14 protein-coding genes are annotated in these 21,156 nt (G+C 48.6%); 7 read left to right on the top strand and 7 right to left on the bottom strand.

From position 1 onward, the window contains the following. Positions 1–68: 68 nt before the first annotated feature. On the top strand, positions 69–824 hold the full coding sequence (locus tag AC0YN3_RS23210; protein WP_475777325.1) for a YheC/YheD family protein: 756 nt from the start codon (positions 69–71) through the stop codon (positions 822–824). Positions 825–998: 174 nt separating this feature from the next. Here the strand turns inward: AC0YN3_RS23210 and AC0YN3_RS23205 are convergent, their stop codons facing one another. The 3 genes from AC0YN3_RS23205 to AC0YN3_RS23195 all read right to left on the bottom strand — a co-directional run bounded on the left by AC0YN3_RS23205 (position 999) and on the right by AC0YN3_RS23195 (position 7,510). Further along, positions 999–1,556 (bottom strand): DUF1697 domain-containing protein, encoded by a 558-nt coding sequence (locus tag AC0YN3_RS23205; RefSeq protein ID WP_475777324.1) that lies wholly within the window; start codon positions 1,554–1,556, stop codon positions 999–1,001. Positions 1,557–1,701: 145 nt separating this feature from the next. Further along, a complete protein-coding gene (locus tag AC0YN3_RS23200) occupies positions 1,702–3,246 on the bottom strand; it encodes a right-handed parallel beta-helix repeat-containing protein (RefSeq protein ID WP_475777323.1) in 1,545 nt (514 codons plus the stop codon). 355 nt (positions 3,247–3,601) lie between these two features. Beyond that, on the bottom strand, positions 3,602–7,510 hold the full coding sequence (locus tag AC0YN3_RS23195; RefSeq protein WP_475777322.1) for a discoidin domain-containing protein: 3,909 nt from the start codon (positions 7,508–7,510) through the stop codon (positions 3,602–3,604). Positions 7,511–7,953: 443 nt separating this feature from the next. Between AC0YN3_RS23195 and AC0YN3_RS23190 the strand changes: the two genes are divergently transcribed. The 4 genes from AC0YN3_RS23190 (at position 7,954) to AC0YN3_RS23175 (ending at position 14,834) form a co-directional block, all read left to right on the top strand. Beyond that, positions 7,954–9,933, top strand: a complete 1,980-nt coding sequence (locus tag AC0YN3_RS23190; RefSeq protein ID WP_475777321.1) for an ABC transporter substrate-binding protein — start codon at positions 7,954–7,956, stop codon at positions 9,931–9,933. A 277-nt stretch (positions 9,934–10,210) separates the two neighbouring features. Further along, entirely contained in the window at positions 10,211–13,510 is a 3,300-nt protein-coding gene (locus AC0YN3_RS23185; RefSeq protein WP_475777320.1) for an S-layer homology domain-containing protein, read from the top strand. A 163-nt stretch (positions 13,511–13,673) separates the two neighbouring features. Beyond that, on the top strand, positions 13,674–13,856 hold the full coding sequence (locus AC0YN3_RS23180; RefSeq protein WP_475777319.1) for a CsbD family protein: 183 nt from the start codon (positions 13,674–13,676) through the stop codon (positions 13,854–13,856). Positions 13,857–14,102: 246 nt separating this feature from the next. Further along, on the top strand, positions 14,103–14,834 hold the full coding sequence (locus tag AC0YN3_RS23175) for a peptide ABC transporter permease (protein WP_475777318.1): 732 nt from the start codon (positions 14,103–14,105) through the stop codon (positions 14,832–14,834). Between the two features lie 220 nt (positions 14,835–15,054). Here the strand turns inward: AC0YN3_RS23175 and AC0YN3_RS23170 are convergent, their stop codons facing one another. Next, positions 15,055–15,408, bottom strand: coding sequence for a DoxX family protein (locus tag AC0YN3_RS23170; RefSeq protein WP_475777317.1), 354 nt, complete (start codon positions 15,406–15,408; stop codon positions 15,055–15,057). A gap of 145 nt (positions 15,409–15,553) precedes the next feature. Here AC0YN3_RS23170 and AC0YN3_RS23165 point away from each other — a divergent pair, with 145 nt between their 5' ends. Then, a complete protein-coding gene (locus tag AC0YN3_RS23165; RefSeq protein ID WP_475777316.1) occupies positions 15,554–15,910 on the top strand; it encodes a winged helix-turn-helix transcriptional regulator in 357 nt (118 codons plus the stop codon). A 240-nt stretch (positions 15,911–16,150) separates the two neighbouring features. Here the strand turns inward: AC0YN3_RS23165 and AC0YN3_RS23160 are convergent, their stop codons facing one another. Then, positions 16,151–18,073: an AraC family transcriptional regulator gene (locus AC0YN3_RS23160; RefSeq protein ID WP_475777315.1), complete on the bottom strand. Its 1,923-nt coding sequence runs from the start codon at positions 18,071–18,073 to the stop codon at positions 16,151–16,153. A 136-nt stretch (positions 18,074–18,209) separates the two neighbouring features. On the opposite strand from AC0YN3_RS23160, the gene AC0YN3_RS23155 reads away from it, so the two are divergent. Further along, a complete protein-coding gene (locus tag AC0YN3_RS23155; protein ID WP_475777314.1) occupies positions 18,210–18,332 on the top strand; it encodes a hypothetical protein in 123 nt (40 codons plus the stop codon). A gap of 25 nt (positions 18,333–18,357) precedes the next feature. On the opposite strand, the gene AC0YN3_RS23150 is transcribed toward AC0YN3_RS23155, so the two are convergent. Together AC0YN3_RS23150 and AC0YN3_RS23145 are read right to left on the bottom strand one after the other, a co-directional pair. Then, positions 18,358–19,350 carry an ABC transporter substrate-binding protein gene (locus AC0YN3_RS23150; protein WP_475777313.1) on the bottom strand — a complete coding sequence of 331 codons (993 nt, stop codon included), beginning with the start codon at positions 19,348–19,350 and terminating at the stop codon, positions 18,358–18,360. Between the two features lie 128 nt (positions 19,351–19,478). Continuing rightward, positions 19,479–21,116 carry a helix-turn-helix domain-containing protein gene (locus tag AC0YN3_RS23145; RefSeq protein WP_475777400.1) on the bottom strand — a complete coding sequence of 546 codons (1,638 nt, stop codon included), beginning with the start codon at positions 21,114–21,116 and terminating at the stop codon, positions 19,479–19,481. Positions 21,117–21,156 lie beyond the last annotated feature (40 nt).

Below are 21,156 nucleotides of genomic sequence, written 5' to 3'. Positions count from 1 at the left end.
TACTAGACAAGAGCACGAGCAAACCATCTTAGCCTCCCATATGCTGTAGAAAGGGGGGTTTGGATATTATGAGTTATCACAGTACAACGATTAAGAGTAAATGGGTAAAAACGAAGTGGCTGCTTAAGAACGCAAGCATAAGAAAATACGTTCCCCGTACCTTGCTCTTTAACCGAAGCAATCTAAGCACTCTTCTTTCTCAGCATTCAACGGTGTATTTCAAACCCACCGGCGGAACGGGCGGCTTCAATATCGTACGCATTAAAAAACGGGACAATGGCTACCAGGTACAGCATAATTCACAAAAAAACCATTGCGCCACGAAGGATTCCCTCTATCATCAATTGCAGAAGCGAGCCAAAAACCGTTCTTATCTCCTGCAGAAAGGCATCAAGCTGGCTACCGTAAAGGGTAGACCCTTTGATATCCGCGTCATGGTTCAAAAATCGAATGACGGCGTATGGAAAAGCACGGCGCTTTTCACCAAGGTAGGCATGCCAGGCAAAGTTGCGACAAACTACCATCAAGGCGGCGAGCTGGGTTATTTCCGGACAACGCTGTCTAAGGCAGGTTTTAGCCAGTCAAGCATCGAACGCAAGGAGAAGGAACTAAAGAAGCTGGGCAAATCAGTCGGGAAATTATTTGACAAGCATAGCAGCGGATTCCGGGAGCTGGGGCTCGACATTGCCTTAGACAGCAAAGGGAATGTTTGGATTCTAGAGGTGAACACGAGACCTCAGTTCTATCCTTTAAAGCATTTGAAAGATAAAACCCTATACCGTAACATTATGTCTTATGCCAAGCAGTACGGGAGAAAAAAATAGATAGATTACTTAGCTTCAGCATAAAAGGTCATATGAACTAAAATTTTATCTGAATGCTTACTTGTACAAATATTCGCATATAGAAAAGAGCCAAGGGATGTAGGTCTCCTTGGCTGTTTGCGAGCAGTCACTTGGCTATACAAAGGCTGAGAGTTCTTTTAAAGTGTCAAGTTTTTAATTGATTACGGATTGCTCCGCTGCTTTCATGAGTTCGTGAATTTTGCGCGCCGTATTGACGTTTCGGACCGTCACTCGCTGATAGAGCTTTGTGCCGATAATCTTGTTCATGCCGCTTTTACCCGCGTTTTCTCTATCATACGACCAAAGAATGGCGCCGTTGACGTAAATAACGCGGTCAATATCGGGCTTGATTAACAGCTTCTCGAGGACAGACTCTTCATTGACATCGTCCCACAAGTAAAGCACGTCGCTTTTCATACTCGGGTTATTCGCCCATTCAATGGGCAGGGCATCCATAATCGTTTGAATGTCCTCCAATGATCGAATCATCACTTTGATGGACAGTTTAAAGTCGCGAAGGATAGCCTCCTCAAGCAATGCGGAAAGCTGGTCAGCGCTACGAGTATCATCTGTGAAAATAATGTTGCCCGTATTGATATACGTGATGACCTGTTGCAAGCCCACTTCTTCAAATGTCCCCTTGAGGAGCTTCATGTCTATTTTATTGTTGCCGCCAACGTTAATGCCTCTCAATAATGCCACGAAAACCATCGTCAATCCCCCATAACTTCAGTGAATAGTTGAAATATATGGAATAATTATACGGGGGAAAAGGGGAGTAAACAACCTGTCCATACGTTTTCTGATTGCAGTAGTTTTTTCTACGGGCAACAAGAGCGAATTCATTCCTTTGCCATCACTCAAAAGCTCCGATATCAATCGTTTTGCCTTTTAATCGCGGTTTTGCGTCAAAGTCGCGCGAATGCTTTAACTGGCTATCATTAAAACCTCTATCAGTGGCAGGAGAGCCTGGCTTAAGACGGAGATCAAAGCTTTTTGGATTTGAAAATTTCGGATCGGCAAACAGGGAATGACCATCCTGGCCCGTACCGGATTGAAAAGCAGCCAACCCTGCATAGGTTTTATTTTTCCATACCCACGCGGCCTTTGTTCCTGTATCGGGAGTGAAATACAAATTATAATCAATAACATTGCCGGTATTCTTCTTGTATTCATTGTAAATCATCATGTTCCCGGACGCTGAAGCTATGATGTTGTTTCGGATGAGATTATTGCTCGTATCGTACTGGATGAACAGTTGCCCGCTGCCACTGCCGGAGGTGTCATTGTCGTAAATGGTGTTATTGACGATGCGGCTGCCTGTCGTAGATCCGCGCTGCTTATCATAGCCCCCGATTGCGACTCCCGTGAGCCGGTTGCTATGAATGACGTTGCTGCGAACGGTAATGCCGCTCGTCGCTTTGCCTCTATGCTCGGAGGCGAGCTCAATCCCAATATCATTGCGGTAGCTGAGATTACGCTCAACGACAACATTTTTCCCACCATCGATATAGATGCCGCCTGCCGCGTTGCTGTCATTGGGCAGCTTTGTTCCGTAGGAGGGGTTGTGGTTGGACGAAATGTTGTATACGGTATTCCCTTGTATCCGTCCGTCTCGCGCTTGATCGTATGCGGGGCTCGGTGCGACGCCTTCATATCCGATAATATCGATTCCGATATTGTCATTATCATGAATATGGTTATTCGAAATGGTGAATTGCTCAACGTTGCCATTCAGCACGAGCGACTCACTAGACCCGAGTACCAGATTATACAGCTTATTGCCTGCGATAGTCAGGTGATGGAGAGAGTGGGGAGCCTTCGTTCCGTAGAGAGCAATGCCATGGGCATCACGGCCATGCAAGCTCTTGCCCGCAGGAGCAGCCGTATTCTGAATGCTATGAACGTTATTGTCCGCGAGCTGAATATATCCTCCTGCGCCTTGAACGAGAATGCCAACGGGAACGGCATCGCTCGAACGCGACTTGAAATTCCGAATTTCCAAGCCTTTTACCTGAATATAGCTAGCATCGTTGAGGGTGATGATTCCCTCCAAGCCCTCTACCGTGAGACCTGTTCCGTCGAGTACCGCCTTCTCGGATCGATAATTGGAATACGTGATCACTCCTTTGGCAGCAGAGCCGGAGCGGGCAATGACGAGCTTCTGCTTATAGACGCCGCCGCGCAGATACACGGTGCTGCCGGGCACCGCCAGATCCGCGGCATGCTGCACCGTTTTCCAAGGTGAGTCTATCGTCCCCGCATTCGAATCACTGCCTTGGGGTGCAATGAAATAAGAAATCTGCTCGGCGGGAATGGGGGAGGCTTGATTCTCGCTTATGAATAGTCCGGATAACGTTAAACCAAGCCCAAAAAGCTGGATGAGTTTCGTGATTAGCATCGATGATCTCCTTAATGGATGGATAGATGGATTTCGGACAGGCAGTCCGCGGAATGATTGTTCAACGTATATGAACACGAAACAGGTAGAGTAAGCTCCTACTGACTGAATACAGACAGTACCTACGAACTGAACACAGAAGAGTAGAGTGGGCTCCCCTATCATACTAACAAATTTGCGGTCACGATAGGAATCATCTGCGAATCTTCCAAAGTTAATGCAGCTAATTTCGAATATATGGAGAGCATTATTAATGAGAGTATCTTTAAAACAACGTTTCCCCAAAAGAATACACACGACAAAAACAGCTTACAAGGTTTCCCGAGTAAGCTGTTTTTGCATAATTGCAGATTGATTACCAGTTGTTTCCGGATACTCTTACGACTGTGAAGTTCGGGCTTTTGTCTTCGCCGTAGATAGCCGCAACGCCTGGGTTATTTACTTTCACATTCGTAAAGCTTGCTTGCCCGATAACAGGTCCTTGGCCTTGCTCTCCTCTGGCTACAAGCTTAATCCCGTAGCGAGTCGGGTTGTTGATATTGACGTTCTCAACGCGAACGTTTTGCATAGCGAGGTTTTCCGGCGACTTGGTCTGGAACATAAGGCCAAAGTATACCGGGTTATTGATATCCACATTTTTCACCAAAATGTTTTTGAACGTTCTGTCTCCGCCGAAGAACCAAATGGCTCCAAAGTTTTGATAATCATTGATCTTGTCATCCGCGCCGACGCTGGTCCAGAAGTCGCCGCCCGTACGATCTAAAGTTACTCCGTCGATTACGGTATCCACATCGCCAAAGCCTAATGTGTTGTAGCCGAAGCTTAAGCTGCTGATCGTGATGCCCGGATAAGTCAACGTATCTGCTCCGTAAAGGTTCTGGTAGAGGTTATCTGAGCCGCCGTATACGGCAAAAGCGGCTGCGCGTCTTACGCACGTAGCGGTGAGATTGATGTATCTGTTGCCTACGTTGTAGGAACCGCCGGCATCTACCGCGCTGAATAAGGCGAAGGCATCGTCTCCGGCACCTCTGGAATAGTTGTTGTCGATGACGTTATAGGATGAACCGTTTGTCATGTTGATGCCATCTGCAAATGTGTTTTTGATCCGATTGTCCTTGAACGTATTGTAGGAGGAGTTGACGCCCCAGTACAAGCAGATGAAATGCTCGACCCAAATGTTCTGAACGGTTACATTCTGCATGCCATTGCCATCGATGAACTTGCCTGGGCCGTCCGTACGGTATATATAGTTGCCCCATGCCGACAAGTCTTTGATGGTTGAGCCGTTAGCGGTAGCACCGATATTGAAGCCGACATCCGTGTTGGATTGGTCCTGCGGCGCAACTAATTTGGTATGCCACGGACCGGCGCCTATGATTTCAGTCGCGCGACCGTAGAGGAAGATTTTACTGTTAATCGTCCATTGGCCGGCAGGAATAAAGATTCCTTTTTTCGTGGCATCCTGTCTGAATTCATTGAGCGCTTGCTCGATGGACTTGGAGCTGGATACCTCCACGTATTTGCTCGGATCAGGGTTTGATGCCGGAGGAGCGACGTTTTCCGTCTCGATCATGTCGACATAGATCCACGGAACGTCACCGGCATCCTTTTGAATTTTGATTTTTGTGCCTGCCGGATATACTTGGTCAAGCATAAGCTGAGCGTCTTCATAGAGCCAATAGGCGGTTAAGCCTGCTCCAGGCGCATTGTCGTAGCCTAATCGGCCAAGCGTGCTAGGTGTCGCATACAAGTAGGAGAACTTGGATGAAACGGTGAATTTTCCTTTGCTGACGCCGTCAGCATAAATGCTAATGGTACCCGTCGTATTCTCGGCAACCGCATTGCGGAGAACGAATGCGTTAGCAGCAGAGCCAAGCGTAAACTCTACATATTCGCCTGCGGCATCAAGGTGCACGGCGGACCGTCCGGAAGCTTCGCCTGCAAAGTCGCCTGGCGTGAAGTTTGGAGCCAGCTTCGTGCCGTTTGTCGTGTTGGCGGACGACTCGGCTTCAACGATAGCAAAAGGCATATTCGCACCGCGGCCCACATACAGGTTCGCAGTGCCTGTATTGTTGGCTTGCTTGATGTTGATTTCGTTCGCATCTACTGCAACCGTTGTCGTTAGCGTGTAGCTGCCGTTGGCCGCTGTCCAGCTACCCACGGTCACGTTGGCTGATTGTCCCGCTGCCAGCGTTCCGCTGTAGGAGCCGGTCAAGGTTTGAACGGTCGTGCCGGCTGCATTTTTAAGAACGGCAGTAATCGCATGAGCGCCGCCAGCAGAGGCGATGTTTCCTTGGTTTTTCACATTGACCGTAAAGGTAACGGCATTGCCGGCGCTAGGATTGCTTGGATTCCATGCAGCGGTTGCAATGAGGTCCGAGCTTGATACGGGAGCAACGATCAGCGAAGCCGTGCTGCTGTAAGCATTATTGGCTTCGTTCTGCTCGACAACGGCGTTGCCCTCGTCAACCTTTGCGCTAACCGCATACGTGCCGGCATTTTTCGTCCCCGCATTCAGCGATACGGTAGCCGAAGCGCCAGCCGCCAGCGCGCTTACGGGAGCAGATCCGGCAAGTACATTGCCTAAATAAAAGTTAACGGATGACGCGGGAGAGCCGAGGCTTCCGTTATTTTTGACCGTTGCGCTCAACGTAATCGCACTCGTCTCAACAGGAGCCGATGGCGTCCATGACAGGCCTGTAATCGTGAGATCCGGATTCGGAGCAGGCGTGCCATATATTTCGAACTCGGCCACTTGGCCAGCAGACGAGCCGGTGTTGGCTGTGATGTTCAGCCTTACTTGCTTGGCGGTAGCCGAGACTGGAATCGTTACGGAGTTGCCGCTGGCAGGGTTGAACGCATACGCTGCTGATGAAACAAGGTTGGTGAACGCAGCGTTGTCCTGATTGTTGGCCAGCACTTGAATGGTTTGGGTGCGAGCGCCCCATTCACTGGATGGATTCAGCTTCACGACGATCGAAGTAATCGTATGATTGGAGCCAAGATCAACTGTCAGCTGGCTCGGATTGCTGCCACCTTCCCAGTATGTAGCCGTATTGCCGTCGTTTCCATTCGCTGCTACGAACGTGTGAACCGTAGAGGAGGAAGTAATCGATTTGCCCAAAGCTAGGTTGCCGCCTGCAGGAGGCGTCGGTGTTGTTGTCGGTGTAGGTGTAGCAGTAGGTGTGGCAGTAGGAGTTGGAGTCGCTGTTGGCGTTGGCGTAGCCGTTGGTGTAGAAGTAGGGATGGCAGTTGGAGCGACCGTTGGAGTAGGCGTAGGCAGCGAAGTTGAAGGCGCTACTGCGATTTGATCCAAGTTGACGTTGCCCGAATCGCTAGAGTCGTACTTGTATGCAATGGTATTGTTGCCGGCATTAAGCGATAGTGTCTCGCTTTTTGTCCCCCAAGTATCCCAGTTCGCTAGGTTGCCAAGCGTAGTCTGGCGAATTTTCGAGCCATTGACATAAATGCTCAGCGTACGGGAGCTGCCTTGAGCGTTGCCGTATTTCAACGTCACATCGTAGTTGCCTGCGGCAGCTGCGTTGACTGTGAAGGTGGTCGTTGCGCCTTGTGTCCAGTAGCCGTCTACAAAGCCGGTGCCCGAGAAGCCGGTGTGATCGGTGTTCACTTTCGCGCCGGAAACAAGTGCAGCATTCTCAGCTTGATAAGTGCCGGAAGGTGCAGGCGTTGGAGAAGCAGTAGGAGTAGGAGTAGGAGTAGGAGTAGGCGTTGTTGTGGAGCCATAGATTTCGAATTCGGAAATTTGTCCGCCCTGCCAGCCTGTATTAGCCGTAATGTTCAATCGAACGTAGCGGGCGCTGGTTGCGGCAAAGCTGATCGTTACAGCGTTGTTGTTGACCGACGGATTGAAGGCATAGCTCGTCGAGCCGACAATATTGGTGAACGTAGAACCGTTAGTACTGCCTTGAACAGCAAGCGTTTGTGCGCGCGTCCCCCAGCCGGCAGGAAGCTTCAGTACAATTTGATCGATGCTGGTGCTTGCGCCAAGATCGACTTGAATCCACTGCGGATACGCATTGTTCGTGCTTTCCCAGTACGTTCCCTGGTTATTGTCATTGACATGGCCTGCGACATACACATCGGCGTGCCCGCTGGCTGTTGCCGTCTTGCCCAGTGCGAGATTAGGTCCCCCAGCGGCAGAAGCGGCGGGAGGGTACAGCGTGAATTGCGACAATAGTACAGCAAAGGCGAGAAACAAGATGGCGATTGGGTTTTTACTTAGCATTTTGCTCATTGGATACATAAAGTGCCTCCTATTAAAATGATGTACAACCCATAATTAATGCGCTTACATTTCTGTTCAGCTTCGTCCCCCTATGCAACCACCTCCCTTATTGTCACGATTAAGAACGCAAAGAAAACCGATATTTATCAAATATTGGTTTTCTTAATCGTCAAATAACATGGAATATCATGCAATTTTTGTATGATCTTATACACTTAGCATAAATGAGTTGTAAAGCATGCTGAAGATGTATTCCTACGTATATCATGTGTAATCTTATGGTTTGGGCTGGACGGGCAAATGCCGGATTGAGGTTCGAACGATGAAGGTGGTTGGGCCATTGGGAATGCCTGGGGATCCTTGTATGGCGGGGCTTCTATTGGTCTTCGCTCTTTACGGTGAGATTGGCAATCCATATAATGAGAGTAGAGGAAGCAACGGATGGAGGTCAGTAAACGGCGATGAAGCTGAATGATCATATTGCATGTTGGAATCAGGCTTCCATTAAAGTATTGGATATTCGCTATGGGGTGCTGGAATCCGGAGCGGAGCTGCAAAGCTACCGCCTGCCGGCCAGTGCGTTTCTTTACGCGCGAAGCGGACATGCCCAGGTAAGGATAGATGATGCGCTGCAATCAGTGGGACGAGACCACATCCTGCATGGCGGGCGCGGTGCAGTCCTATCGATGTTAGCGGAGGAAACCTTTGACTATTATTTGGTTTTATATAAAGCCGTTGTGATGGTGCCGGTCTCTAGCAGCCGAAACCGACAGATGGAGAGAGACAACCCCTTTCAATATCCCTATCGCTTCGTTCCGCTTTATCCCTTGCCTTTGCTGGAGAAAATGGAGCGCATGCACGAGGATTGGATGATGAATAGCCCACTGGATGCCTTTCACGCGCGGACATTATTTTATCAATTTGTTCATGAGCTGTTCGGTCAAATACAAAGCCAAGGGATAAACCAGGCCCAGCCCGATTTGATGGCTCAAGTGCTGCGTTACATGCAGGACCACTATATGAAGCCGGTCACATTAGAGACGATAGCAGGACAGTTTGGCTGCAGCGTCAGCTATTTGACGAAGCTGTTCAAGAACCGGATGAACGAGAGTCCGATTCGGTTGCTCAATCGCATTCGCATGGAGACAGCCGCGGGTTATTTGATTCGCTCCAGCCATTCGCTTCAGGCAATTGCCGAGCTTGTGGGCTACCCCGATGCGCATACGTTCAGCCGCAGCTTTAAGAAAAGCTATGGCCTGCCTCCGGCACAATTCAGGGCAAGCTATCAGAATTCGGATTCGGTATCAGAATTGCCCATGCTTCATATGAAATCTGCCCTTGTTACTGCGGATTCTCGGTGCTATAGTGTCAATGAATACGAGAATCATTATCATTTAGCAGTAAGAGGGGGAATACATGTGAAGAAAGTAAACAAGTCGGCTTCAATAGCAACGGCAACCTTGCTGTTATGCCTTACTTTGCTGATTAGTGCATGTTCAAGTGCCACGAATGCAGTTAATACGAATGCAGGCACGAACGGGAATGCTGCTGCAAACGCCAGCCAAGAAGGAGTGGCGGAGACTGCGAAGCCAAGCAGCGCTGCGGCGACCAAAATCTATACGGACAGCAAAGGAGAAGTTACCATTCCAGCTGAACCGAAACGCATTATTGATTTGACGGGAAGCGCGATCGGCAATTTGCTTGCACTTGGCGTTACGCCTGTTGCGGCAACGCAGGATGCGCTGCAAAGCCCTTATCACAAAGACAAGCTGACTGATGTCATTGATATTGGCGCAGAACCAAACATGGAAGCTATTTTAGATTTGGATCCGGATCTTATCATTACCTTTGATTATATCGAAGAAGCCCAATATGAGAGTTTGGCGCAAATCGCGCCGGTGGTCAGACTCAAGTATGGAGCGGGAACGCCGCAGGAGCTGTTGGTGGAATTCGGTAAAATCACAAGCAAGGAAGAGCAAGCTCAGCAATGGATCGAACAGTGGAATGCCAAGATTGCCGAGGTTAAGCCGAAGATCGCGGAAGTTGTGGGAGACAAGACGGTTTCTATTCTGCAGCCTTTCGCCAAAGGGATTTATGCTTGGGGAAATAAAGGCGGCCGCGGCGGCGAAATCATTCATGGAGACCTTGGCCTTAAGGCTCCAGCCATTATTCAGGAAAAACTGATTGACGGAGCGGAGTTCGGCGCGAGCTTAACGCTTGAGCTGCTGCCTGAATACGCAGGGGACTACATCTTTACAAGCAATTGGGGTTGGGACGACGGCGACTCCAATGTCGTTTACGGAAGCGAATTGTGGAAGACGCTGCCTGCTGTGAAGAATAATCAGGTTTATTTTATTGATGAAAAAGGCTCCTATTATAACGATCCGCTTTCATTAGACGCGCAATTGGAATTTATAGTAGACAGCTTTCTAGGGAAGTAAGGCAAATGAACGTTTAATGCGAAGAAAAGCCGGTTTATTCCATGCAAGACTATTTCCGAAAATAGTTTTAATACCTGAAAACCCCGCGCAGCCTTGATGCTGCGCGGGGTTTTATGTTTTCAGGCAGCAGATCTTTCACTATTCTTTTATTCTCTGCTGTTAGTATAAACACGGTGAGAGTCTGGTGGGCAAGGCGGGGGGAAAGAGGACCTACCTCGTGACAAGCTAGTCATCCTTCTAGAACACAGGTTATTCAAGCAAGAGAGGGGACAAAAAAATGAGAAAATTAGCTTTATGCCTATTAACGGCTATGGTGGCGTGCTGGGCTGCCTTATCGCATGTTCCGTTCGTGCATGCAGATACGGAGGGGGATTTCACCTATTCGGTTTCCGATAATCTTGCGACCATTACAGATTACCCAAGAGGAGCGTCAACCGATGTTGCGATTCCGGACACATTGGGGGGATATCCAGTCGTAGCTATTGATGAAACGGCATTTTATATTACTGATCTTAACAGCGTCACTTTTCCAAGCAGCTTGACGAGCATTGGCAACAATGCGTTCGGCTATAACTTCCTTACTAGCGTCGAGCTTCCGGACAGCTTGACCTTTATTGGAGAAAGGGCTTTTAGAAATAATCTGCTCACGAGCTTGGTTATGCCAGATAGCATAACAAGCATGGAGCAGGAGGCGTTTTCCAACAATGCTCTGACTCATGTAGACATTTCGCGAAGTTTGACGAGCATTAGCGATTTTGCTTTTAGAGGCAATCAATTGACGAGTGTAGTCATTCCGGAAAGCGTAACAAGCATAGGCGGCTATTCTTTCCGTTACAACCAGCTCTCAAGTGTAACGGTGCTGAACGGGATGACCGTCATTGACCCACTTTCCTTTAATAACAACCAAGCCATTCCGGCCGATTTGAAAATGTTCAGTTATGCAGGCTCAAGGGTACAAACGTATGCGGCAAGCAAGGGCTTCACCTTTGTAGATGGCACCCTGTTATTCGAAGCGATAAAAGCGGCAAGGCAGCTCTTGCATGACCGTATGCCTGGTACGGCAGTTGGGCAGGTGCCGGTCGTTGATTACAATGATTTCAAGCTGGCACTGGCAGATGCCGAAAGCTTTGTGAATGCCATCACCCAGATTAATGTGGCTGCTGATTTGCAGAATGAGGCTGCAGATTTAGTTGAGGCCGCTCAAGCATTCAAAGATGCGATCGTCACGCCAGACATGACGGCACTCCACAATGCGCTGGATGAGGCGAATCAGGCGCTGGCTGATCATGCCGAAGGCACGAATGTAGGAGAGGCATCAGCGGCAGCTCGTTCTGCGATGCAGGCCGCAATCTTGGAGGCGCAGATTGTATCTGATGATGCGGCGAACCAAACCCAAGCGCAGGTGGATGCTGCCGCTGACGATTTGAGAGAAGCGTTGGATGTTTTCGTGGATGCCGTTATACAAGCAGGAGAATCGGCAGCTTTAGAAGCGGCGCTGGATGAGGCGAACCAAGCGCTGACGGATCATCCTGAAGGCACGAACGTAGGAGAAGCACCAGCAGCGGCTCGTTCCGAGCTGCAAGCCGCAATCGCGGAGGCGCAGCTTGTATCTGATGATGCAGCAAACCAAACTCAAGCACAGATCAATGCTGCCATAACCGGTATTAAAGACGCCATCGAACAATTCGAAACAGCTTGGATTGCCATAGTAGTAGAGGCTCCGGCAGATCGCCTGTATGGCAAAGCCGCAACCCTGCCGTTCATAGTGAAATATGGGTATCAGGTCATTGTGACAGGCATGCCTAGAATACCTCTTACTATAGGTACGGGCAGCACGACAGAGGTCGTGTACGCTTCATATACGGGCACGCAAGGCGTTCCGGTTTCAGAGCTATCCTTCGCGTATGCCGTTCCGGAGGGGATGGAGGATGAGGATGGGATCTCCATTGCTCCGCAGCTCGATTTGCCAATTGGAGCGGGTATTCAGCGGGTGAGCAGCGGTACGGCCGCTTCAATTGAATATGCAGTCCCGGATACGAGCTTGATTCGTGTCGCAGCGATTCCGCCGAATCTGATTCTAAGCGCTGGAGGAAGCGGTGGCGATATGATGGAGGTAGCGGTGACAGCGGATATTAATGGTGCAGCAGCAGGAAATACGCTGAACAAGCTCATGTGGCTGCCTGGAAGCCATAGCGTTGTTGATTTCAATGGCGGAACGGGCACGGACATTTTGGCTGCAAAACAATTCAGTGTCCATGCGAACGGTGTATACACAGTCTACGCCAGCGATGGCGCAGGAAATGAAACGATTAAGGAGATTTCGGTTACAGGCATCGTCGCGACAGTGCCTGGTTCAGGAAGCTCAGGTGGCGTTTCTCCGAGCGTGGCTACTATTAAGCTGGGTGGTGTCCGAACAGAAGTGCGGGCTGCAGCGGGAACGTCTGCTAACGGCCAAGCCATCAAAGAACTGTTTTTGACATCGGAGCAGCTGGAGAAGGCGTTTGCCGCTGGCAACGGGGATATCGTCATTGCAATAGAGGGACTCGGCTCGGCAGTAAAAGTGAATCTGCCTTCGGCTGCGCTTTTGAACGGGCGCAACGGAGCTCCTAATGCTATCGTGCAGGTGACCGTGAACGAGATTTCCATGGAAATGCCGCTTCAATCCATCAAAGACATAACGGGATCCAGCATGATCTCGGTATCGGTAGCGCCAGCGCCCGATATGGCAAACGAGGCAATTAGGCAAGCTGCCAGCGGGCTTGGAGCAGAGCTTAGGCTTGATCGAGCGATAGAGTTCCTCTTGGCTATTGACGGCAAGGCTCTAAACGTAGGGAATCATGCAGCTGCTAAGCGAACAATCAAGCTTTCGGCAGCAGTCGAATCGAGCAAAGCGACGGCAGTATGGATGGATGCGAGCAATAAGCTCCACTTCGCTCCCTCGCAATTTGGTGGTGATGGTACGGTGACGATTCATTCGCCTCATAATGGGGTGTATACGATTATCCAGTCCAACCGCAGCTTTAAAGATTTACAAGGGCATTGGGCGCAAAAAGAGATTGAACTGCTGGCGAATAAGCTGATCGTCGATGGCCAGCCAGATGGAGGCTTCGCTCCAGATCATACCATTACCCGGGCTGAGTTCTCCGCACTGCTTGTACGAGCGCTAGGGCTGCCCGAGCTTATCAACGAAGAGCTGTTTATGGACGTGAAAACGTCGAGTTGGTATGCGGGTGCGGTAGGAGCTGCTCAGCAAGCAGGTTTAATCGATGGTTTCGAGGGAGGTGCATTCCGGCCTAATGCCAGTATAACGAGAGAGCAAATGGCTGTCATGATCGCGAGAGCCATTACGTACGCGGGGCAGATGAAGCAAGCGGGAAACACGGATGAGCCGCAGCTGTTTGCCGACGGTGCAGATATCTCGGAATGGGCCATCCATGCGATCGACCAATTAGTTGGATTATCGATTATCCAAGGCGTGAGCGATAAGACGTTTGCTCCGCAGGCGAACGCGACAAGGGCGCAAAGCGCGGTTATGTTGAAGAGACTGCTGCAATATTTGCAATATATGAACGGATAGATCTAACCAGCCTCCTCCGTCCGACTGGATGGCGGAGGCACTTTGTCGTTGGTCAACAGATTCTGAAGCAGCTGATCGACAAGCATTCGTCTTCAATCCGATGTTTCAGAATGACCCTTTGGAGGTAAGATAAGAGCATACTCGTATAGAGGAGCTGATTGATATGAATACAGATGGATTGAAGGATAAAATAAAAGGCTTCGCGAACCAGGCAAAAGGCGAAGTGAAGGATGATTACGGCAAAGCGACGGATAACAAGAGCCTCCAAGCCGAAGGCAAGCTGGATAAGCTCAAAGGCGTAGCGCAGGAGAAGCTGGGCGAGCTAAAGGACAAAATCAACCGTTAATGAGGTTTTTTTGCATCCAAGGGTGACTGATACTTCAACGGAACAGACTCGCATAACGAATAAGTTGCATCCTGTTTGCGAAAAGCCGGTAGCCCGCTGTATAGAGGGTTGCCGGCTTTTTGATGCGCTCGAGCTTTTGAAAGCAAGTGATATGCTGCGGGAAGTGTGGTACCATAAAATGGGATAAAAAGCGGAGTTCCGCACAGATTTCTCCCTCCGCAGAATTGTATAAAGAGAGGATTTCCTATGAATGCAAGAGACGTTATTTATATGATTTATAAGGAAGAAGAACAATCAGTAACATCAATGGGGATAGAGTTTGCGGATTTCACTGCGTCTCTTTCTCATGAATTAAATCATGTATTGCTGCTTGCATCGGGGTATGCAGGAGAAGATTATCATAAAGGGCTTCAATTAGAATTCGTAAGAAAAGAACAGTTGAATGACCTTTACCGTCAGAATGTTTATCAATATGGAGATTTCTGTTGGATAGATTTTGATGATATTGAAGCGCTTGACCGTCTAGAGGCTCAAGAAAAAGCAGAGCTATTATATTTGGGCCATTATAAAAAGGCGTTAAACAGTCCGTTTTTCAATAAACTTAATAACAGATTTGCATACCTAGCCCATGATGATGGATGGTATAACAAGGTTTTCCATAAAGATAAAGCCGACTATTTGGAAGCGATGTGCCATATCATACCTAATAAGCTGAAAAAGTATAAAAGAAGCTTGCTTCCCATGGGGCTGGATCTTGCAAACCAATTATTATCATTAGCGAAAGAGGGTATACTTGTTGATTCATATCGGAGCATTAAATCGAGAAGCAGCTTGGAAGTACCCGTTTACATCATTGGTGAAGTCATAGACTTTGACGATATGTACAACAACATGGAGAGTTATAAAACGAAGGCAGGTTCTGTATATGGGCTTGTCTTTCATAACAAACAATGGACGATAAAGTCGTCTATTTTATAGATAAGGTTTCAAGCCATCAGGCCGGTGAATCGCTCATTATCTCATGGTTATTATATAAATGCAGAATAAAGAGGAGCATCATAGCAACAAGCAAAAGAGAAACGATCGTTCAAACACTGAATAAATGATGGAAGCCTCTCCTAACAATGGAGTGGCTTCGTTTTATAAAATGCGGGAAATTCCTATTCAAGCTTTACTTTGCCGTTAGATAATCCTTGATTTAAAAACGACTGATCGCAATAAACAGAGCTAACGCGAAAAAGACAATGTTAACGCCGATTTCCCGGTATTCCTTGCGGGCAACATGGAAGATGGCGCCTAAAAGTACGACTGCGGCTAGCCCAGCTGCGGCGATAGGTGTCCATATCGGCGCCATATTCGTCGCTTGAGGCAGAATGAGCCCGATTGCCCCCAGCAGTTCTGCTAACCCGATGAAGACAACGAACGCTTTGGGAACGTCTGCTACCCATCCCCAAGACCTTTTGGCAGATTCATACTGAAACGCCTTCAACCAGCCTGAATAGACAAATCCGAATGCTGCGAGCCCTTGAACAATCCATACCGCGATATTCATATTTGTTTCCAGCCTCCTGCCTATGTATTTGAAATCTACTAATGGTATAGTAGACCCTAATGATCAATCCCAGCAAGTAGGCACTTTATCTTAACGTAGTCACTAAAAAGTTACCTTAACGAGCAAGGGGAATTGGAGGAGCGCAATGAAAGAATATTGCAAGTTTGAATCCGCGCTGGATATTTTAGTGGGAAAATGGAAGCCGGCCATTCTGCTTCAGCTTATTTCAAACGGCATAATGAGATTCGGCGAGCTTCAAAAAGCGATACCGGATATAAATAAAAAGATGCTTACCCAACAATTAAGAGAGCTTGAGCATAACAATATCGTTCACCGTGAGGTGTACAACCAAATTCCGCCTAAAGTAGAATACTCAATCTCGGAATACGGCAAAGGGTTAAGCACTGTATTAAAGGCATTAAACGATTGGGGAACTGCTCACATGAAGCATATGGATGCGCTATACGGCGTAGACCACTCAGAGCTTGAGCCCAAGAGGTAAGGTGCAAATCCCGCTGGAGGATGACTGCTTGCCGTTGCAAGTAGAGAAGTACCCTACATCAAATACAATAAAACAGCGGCAAGCGAGGACGCATTTTTCGTCCATCGCTGCCGCTGTTTCTATTGGAAAAAATGTAATACTCTTTTTATCAAAATCCGCTGCGCTGTTTTGCTGAGTCTGAGCTGGCTGGCTTTGCCTTCTCCCAGCATGACTGCTCATTGCTTCCTTGCCCACACATGCCTACTTGATGCTAACGAGCCAATCCGCCAATTCTTCTGTTTGGCTCAGGATAGCAATGGGGTCCCAATACCATGAACGTTTGGATTCCCATAGAAACACCCTGTCGTTCTTGACTGCGTCGAGCGAGTTCCATATGGGATCGGCTTTTAGGTCCTCCAACGTATGCGAATCGGAAGTTAAAACAATATAATCCCCTGCATATTTGGGCAGCGTTTCGCTAGATAAGGAAGCCCAGCCTGGATCGGTCAGCTCTGGACCGACAACAGCGGGAGACTTGAATCCAAAGGCACCATAGATCGGTTGACCGCCTTTTCCATAATTGGCGCCTACCGCGGATACGTTCTTATCCATTAATTCAAGTACGGAGAATGTGCTGTCAGCAGGTATGACCTTCAATACTTTTTCTTTGGCTTCAGCCGTGCGGCGGTCGTAATCGGCAAGCCATTGCTCGGCTTCCTGCTCCTTGCCCAGCAGTTCACCGAAATAAGCGATTTCGTCATGGACCGTTTTGAGGGATGCATAAGGGACGATAACGGTCGGCGCGATTTTGTGCAATTGCTCATTCATTTCGGGATAGGTATCGTCCATGATAATAAGGTCAGGCTGCATATCCAAGATCATTTCAACGTTGCCGTTTCCTTCACCGATATCCGCTACATCCTTCAAGGATTCTCCGAAATACGGGTTTTGAATATGATGATTGGACGTAGCGACAGGAGTAACGCCGAGCGCAATCAAGCTGCCCAAGTATTCTCCTGCAACAATTCGCTTAGGATGCGTAGGAACCTCAATTTCTCCGGTAACCGTCGTAATAAGCTTGGTTTGCGGTTGTTCGTTGGCTGCGGTTGTCTCGGTTGGCTGCGTACTGCTTGCCTCCGGCGCGTTATTTCCTCCGCAAGCGCTGAGTACGAGCATAAAGCTCAACAGCAGCATCGCTGCGATTGGCGTTTTGGACTCCGTAAACATGTTTAACTCTCCCCCATCTTTTAGGTGATAATCATTATCACTCATAAAAGTATAGTCGAGCGAGTATGGAGAGACAATGGAGGATCTCATGCTAGGTGAGGGACAATCTTCTGCTTTTCGTTTTGCTGCACGTTCTGCCTTGAACTTTGACGGCGAGATGCCTTTATGCTTCTTGAAGAGCCTCCCCAAATAATAAGGGTCTTGATAGCCTACTCCGGCAGCGATTTCCTTTAGGGAAGCATCCGTATCGAGTAGCAGGGCAGCTGCCTTATCTACGCGCACTTTAATCAGATAATCAATGGGGGAGAGGCCGGTGCGGCTTTTGAAGTAGGAGGAGAGATGGGGAACGCTGTAGTTTAAGCTATCGGATAGCATCTCCAGAGTGAGAGCTTCCGCGTAGCGTTCATGAATAATCGAGATGATTTGCGCGGCCAGGTCGCGCTTCTCGGGCCGAATGCCCTGCGTGTGCATCTGGTTCAACAGCTCATGGATAAACTGCTGGAACAAAGCCTGTACGCGAAGCAGCGTGAGCGTATCTGCCTTTTGCCACTCCTTGTGCATATCAGACAGGTAGCGCTGTAGTGCTATTGGCGCTAAGGGAACAAAGCTATATTGGGCATCAAAAGGACGCAGCTTCTCCGCAAGCCGAACCCATTCATGACGGACAGGCATGGCGAGGCTTGCCTTATAATAAATGACATAATACTCAAATCCGCTGGCGCCGGCCTGTATATCCAGCAGCGACCCTTTGCCGGCATGAAAGATATTAATACGCAGTACGGTATGTGCGGCGCCGTCCAGGCTCAACTCCGCCGTTCCGCGTACAGACATCATAAATATACTAGCTGGGATGGTATAGGCGCATAAGGATTCACCCGCTTTCAGAACTACTCGGCGAATATCTGCAATTCTGCAATGTGAATGACTCCACAGGACAATATGATCGTTGATGTTCATCCTTATGCAACCTGCCTTCTATCTACGTACTCATTGATGTACAATGGATTCCCTAATTATAAATGATATTTATTCTCATAAATAGTCATGCTTCAGCAGCTGGAGGCGAATAGAAAGTATAAGGTGGGATCGGCTATTGCAGAAGCGGGGGAGACTGAATGAAGCGAAAGGGAAGATTGCCATCATACGGAAGCAGGCACGGCGCAACCAGACCTTGAAGGAGCTAGAAAAAGCAGCTCTTTCAATCGCCTTGATTTAACCGTGCCTGCTATTAGTGTTCGGTATTATTGCTTATTCTCAAATACGTTAAGGACTTCGTCAATCGCATAGCTGTCTGCGAGCGGGGACATCCCCAGATTGAACCATTCCTTGCCGGCCATCGTATAAACGTGGTTGTTTTTAACCGCGGTCATATTTTTCCAAAGCGAGCTTTCCAGCAGTTCTTTATAGCGGTTCTGGATAGCTTCATTGAACTCGTTATTAAGCTGCAGGATGATATGGTCTGGATTGTATTCAGGTATTTTTTCCAAAGATATGGAGATGGAGCGCTCGGTTTGCGGGAATTCTTTAACGGGGTTTAGGCCAAGCCGCTCATGAATAAAGCTGCCCCGATCAATTGATTCTCCGTAAATGATGATTTCCTTCTCCATGACCATCATGTACATAACCGTCTCGTCCCCGACTAGGGTATCCAGCTTCTGCTTAGCCGCTGTTTCTTTCGCCTGCAAATCGGTTATGACCGTCTCTGCCAGTGATTCCTTTCCAAGCACGCCGGCAATATCACGCAGCTCATCCTTCCAATTATCGCGCTCCGGCAGAAGGATGGTCGGAGCGATTTTGGATAGCTGATCATAATCCTTATCGGACCACCATGTTGGAGCAATGATCAAATCAGGCGTAGCGGCAAGAATGGCCTCAAAATTAGGCGTTTGGGCGATGCCCATTTTCACCGTATCCTTAAATCCTTCTTCCAAATAGGAAGGGTACTCCTCATGGTAGTTTTGTACGGCAACCGGCGTGACGCCAAGCGCATACAAAAATTCAGGATAGACGACGGAAAGTCCAATGACCCGCTGGGGATCGGTTGGGATCGTAATATCTCCTTTAAGGCTATTGATAACCCGCTCTGCAGCAGGCGCTTCCGCGCTCGGCTGGCTGGTAGGTTCATTCGTTGCGCCCGTAGTGTTGTTTTCTGTTTTCGCTGCCGCACAGGCTGTGCTAATCAGCACGACCAGGATCATCATCAACCCTGCCAATACACGTGCATTTCTTTTCATTGCGTGGTGCCCCTCCTGAAAATCTAATTTATTAATGACTATCGCCAATTAAAATTGATAATCATTATCACATAACAGGAGTATAGTTGAAATTGTCCATTCATCCTATTGACGATAGCGACAAAATTTCATGTACGATCATGCCATAGCTTCAGTGCCTCATCCAATATAAGATCATGAGTAAAAGCGTTATATTCAATCCATGGGTAAGCAGGAAGAAAGTCAATCCTGCCCTGCTGATAGGCCTTCAGGGAACGCCATTGTTCAGAGAGCATAAGCGAGTGCCAGCTTGACTGCGAATGGGGGTCATCGCTTGCGATGACCAGCATGCGATCCGGGTCGATGGCTGTAAGCTGTTCGGGCGTAACCTCCAAATCGGTTATTTCTTCATATGTACGCTGCGCGCGCCGGATATGCAAATCATCGTAAAACACAGTTGCAATGCTTTTGCTGCCTAGCAGCGTGAAGCTGCCCCCGGCGATTCTCAGAATGAGGAGGCTGTCGTCTTTGAAAACATCTTTCATCTGATCGCTGACAAACGACGCTTTTTTCTCATATCGATCCAACCAGGTTTCGGCGATGGTTGCTCTATCCAAGAACTGTGCGGTTAGACGGAGAAGCGTGCGCCAATCGTTCCGTACCGATGGAACAAAGAAGGCGGGCGCAATTTCATTTAGCTTGTATTGTACCTCGCTCGGAACCAGAAGGTCGGTACCGATAATGAAATCGGGTGCCGCAAGCCTTAGTTGTTCCAGCTTTTCGGCATTCAGGGGGCTTAAGCCAAGCACGGAGTTTGTCTCATATTTTCTTTGATAATAATCGGTCCAGGGATGTTCGGCTGGCGCTGCATAAGGCGTCACTTGCAGAGCGAGAAGCTGCCCGATGTTCAAGGCGTCGTATGCAACGATTTTTTGCCTATTGTTTTTTATGAATGCAGCTGGCGGTATGCCGGATACCTGTTTGAATTTGCGCCGAAAATAAATATCGTCAGGGTAGCCCACATGACGTGCAATGTCCCGTATGCGATATGGACCGCCTCTTCTCATTAATTGCTGCGCCTGCTCAATCCGGTAGATCGCCAAATAATCGATTGCGCTGCAGCCATATCTTTTTTTGAATTGGCGCATGAAATGGCGGGGGCTAATGCCGGCTACCTTGGCCAAATGCTCGATGGTCAGTTCTTGCTGGTAATGCTGCTTCATATAGCTTTTTACGTATTCAAGCACCGCTTCCGAGTCGCTTTCATGCTCGAGAACCGCGTCTTGCAGTATCGTATGCAGCATCTCTTGGAATTGGATTTGTCCGCGAAACCGGCTGAGCGGGCTCTCGTCCTTCATATGCTGCCAGATGGTTTCGCATAAAGTGCCCACCGTAACGGGAGACGACATAACAACCTCCCCTTTTACCGGGAAGCGGCTGAGCGGATCGTCAACGCTGCTGCTAGGGAGCGGCTGTCTATTATCCGCAAAAACATCGAATCGGATATGGTAAAACCCTCGCCCGTCCAAAGAGTCTACTGCCGCTTCGACGAGCTGGCCCGGTACGCATAGATATACGCTGCCTTGCCGCAGTTCAATGAATCTTCCGTCTATGGTCAATTGGCCTTGGCCGCTTGCAGCCACCAGAAGCAGATGCGACTCTATAAATTGAAGCTTAAGTTTCCAGTCGTTTGCATGGATGCTGATGGGCTCTATTTCGCGAAGCTTGAAACTCATGTCTTCGAGTGAGCCGAATTCGGTTATTTTCATGCTCTTATCGGTCTTCATCAAACAAGCTCACCGCCTTGTGGCTAACTAAAGAACATTC

It is taken from the genome of Paenibacillus sp. J22R232, from assembly GCF_056269165.1.
The sequence above is the reverse complement of the archived record's forward strand: the minus strand, read 5'-3'. Positions and strand labels throughout refer to the sequence as shown.